This window comes from Mesorhizobium sp. M1E.F.Ca.ET.041.01.1.1 (assembly GCF_003997355.1).
In the GTDB taxonomy this organism is placed as follows: Bacteria; Pseudomonadota; Alphaproteobacteria; order Rhizobiales; family Rhizobiaceae; genus Mesorhizobium.
Map to the genome: position 1 here is coordinate 1 of NZ_RZSL01000838.1, position 2,050 is coordinate 2,050.

The 2,050-nt window shown below is 64.1% G+C and carries 4 protein-coding genes; 2 read left to right on the forward strand and 2 right to left on the reverse strand.

The window, feature by feature from the left end; all coding sequences use genetic code 11:
* The first annotated feature begins 112 nt into the window (after positions 1-112).
* Positions 113-307 (forward strand): hypothetical protein, encoded by a 195-nt coding sequence (locus tag EOA38_RS34865; protein WP_127301361.1) that lies wholly within the window; start codon positions 113-115, stop codon positions 305-307.
* A 169-nt stretch (positions 308-476) separates the two neighbouring features.
* On the opposite strand, the gene EOA38_RS34870 is transcribed toward EOA38_RS34865, so the two are convergent.
* A complete protein-coding gene (locus EOA38_RS34870) occupies positions 477-845 on the reverse strand; it encodes a helix-turn-helix domain-containing protein (RefSeq protein WP_127301362.1) in 369 nt (122 codons plus the stop codon).
* An 89-nt stretch (positions 846-934) separates the two neighbouring features.
* Here EOA38_RS34870 and EOA38_RS34875 point away from each other — a divergent pair, with 89 nt between their 5' ends.
* Positions 935-1,540, forward strand: a complete 606-nt coding sequence (locus tag EOA38_RS34875; RefSeq protein ID WP_127301363.1) for an NADPH-dependent FMN reductase — start codon at positions 935-937, stop codon at positions 1,538-1,540.
* Positions 1,541-1,725: 185 nt separating this feature from the next.
* On the opposite strand, the gene EOA38_RS34880 is transcribed toward EOA38_RS34875, so the two are convergent.
* On the reverse strand, positions 1,726-2,050 hold a 325-nt coding region (locus EOA38_RS34880), incomplete at its 5' end, for a transporter associated domain-containing protein (RefSeq protein WP_281060159.1).

Consider the following 2,050-nt stretch of genomic DNA (forward strand, 5'->3'; position numbering starts at 1 on the left):
AGACGATTCTTCTGGACCGGCGCATTTGTAACAACTCCCGCGCGGCAGATGCGTCCGGCGACATCCGATGGTTGCCGCCACGCCCGATCGTGCCAACGCTGGAGGAAAGACAATGCGTCAATACATGCTGAACGGCTGGCTGGTCGCAGCCCTTGTCGCCCTGGTCTGCCTGCTCGGCATAACAGCCTATGCCGAGGTCAAGACGGACCTTCCGCGCACCGCCAGTCTGGGTGGCGGCGGGGACATTGAGGGGCAGGGCGCGATATGCGATCTCGCGCCTTGCGGCGGCATCGCGCGAAATGCCTGAACGACTGTCATCGCAAGGCGACCTTCGCCACGAGAGTCCAATGCAGGCCGGACTGGCCACAGTCCGATGCGACAAGATCCAAAGATGTTGAGATGTTGTGGCACGGCCCGCCTCGCGGCCGGCGGGACTTCCGCCTCGAAACCTCCGAAGCGCTTGCGCCGCAAGGCTTTCAGGCCCGCTGGCCATCGAATTTCGCGCGCGCTGCCTGCACTCGACTGGTGTTCTTGCGCGCCCATTCGCCGAGCGCGCCGACCGGCACCAGCAGTTCGTGGCCGAGCTCGGTCAGCTGGTAGTCGACGCGCGGTGGGATCGTGGGAAACACCTTGCGCGTGACGAAGCCGTCACGCTCCAGTCCGCGCAAGGTGGTGGTCAGCATCTTCTGCGAAATGCCGCCCACAGCCGTGCGCAATTCGTTGAAGCGCATCGCTCCGCCGCCGAGCTTTCCGACCACCAGAACGGTCCATTTGTCGCCGACCCGCTGCAGGATTTCCGACACGGCGCGGCAGTCCTCGGTGTTGTGGGGGTGCCTCAGTAACAAAAATGTGCCTCCTTGCGTGCCGCTTTGTCAGTATCACATATAGCGCCGGTATCCAAACGATACCAAAATTCCCGCAAGGAGAGCCCCTTATGTCCAAGCCCAAAATCGCCATTGTCGTCGGTTCGACGCGCGCCGCCCGCTTCGCCGACGTGCCGACGCAGTGGATCGCCAAGATCGCCAAGGCGCATGCCGACATCGACGTCGAAGTCGTCGATCTGCGCGACTTCCCGCTGCCCTTCTTCGACGAGGTCGCTTCGTCTGCCTGGGCGCCGTCGCAGAACGAGGTGGCGCAGCGCTGGCAGAAGAAGGTCGCCGATTTCGACGGCTTCATCTTCACCGCCGCCGAATACAATCACGGCCCGACGGCTGTGCTGAAGAACGCCATCGACTACGCCGCCAACGAGTGGAACAAGAAGCCGGCCGGTTTCGTCGGCTATGGCAGCGTCGGCGGCTCGCGCGCCGTCGAACAGCTCCGTCTGCATGCCGTCGAGTTGCAGATGGCGCCGGTCAAGTCGGCCGTCCACATCGCCTGGGGCGATTTCCTTGCGGTACGTCAGGGCGAAAAGAAGCTGGAAGATATCGAGCACCTGAACCAGGCTGCCGCGGCGCTGGTCAACGACGTCGCCTGGTGGGCGAAGGTGCTGAAGGCCGCGCGCGCGGCCGATGCAATCGACGCCGAAGCCAAGGCGGCTTGAGCGCGTCATAGCGCGATCATCCTCCCAAAATCATCTGTCGAGGGCGGCGCTTGCGCCGCCCTTTTTCAATTCGCGGACGCTTCAGCCGGCGGCCGTGACCGGAGCAAGGTTGTTCTGGTGCCTTAGAGCGGTTCAGCGTTTGATAGAATCGCCGAACCGCTCTAGGTATCGGCCTGTTGCGTCGGCTACCGCCGCGCGATCTGGCGGTGGCCGTCGGGCAGGCGGGTGGCGATCAGCTTGTCGATGCGGCGGCCGTCGAGGTCGACCACTTCGAAGCGCCAGCCTTGCGCGTCGACGCACTCTCCAGTGGCGGGAAGATGGTGCAGATGCGACAGCACGTAGCCGGCCACCGTCTCGTAATCGCGGTTCTCCGGAAGATCGATGCCCAGCACCTCGGCCATCTCGTCGGCCTGCATGTAGCCGGCGAGCAGCCATGAGCCGTCCTCGCGCTTGACGGCGTTTTCTTCCTCGCCGGCATCGAGGTCCGAGCGGAAGACGCCGGTGATCGCC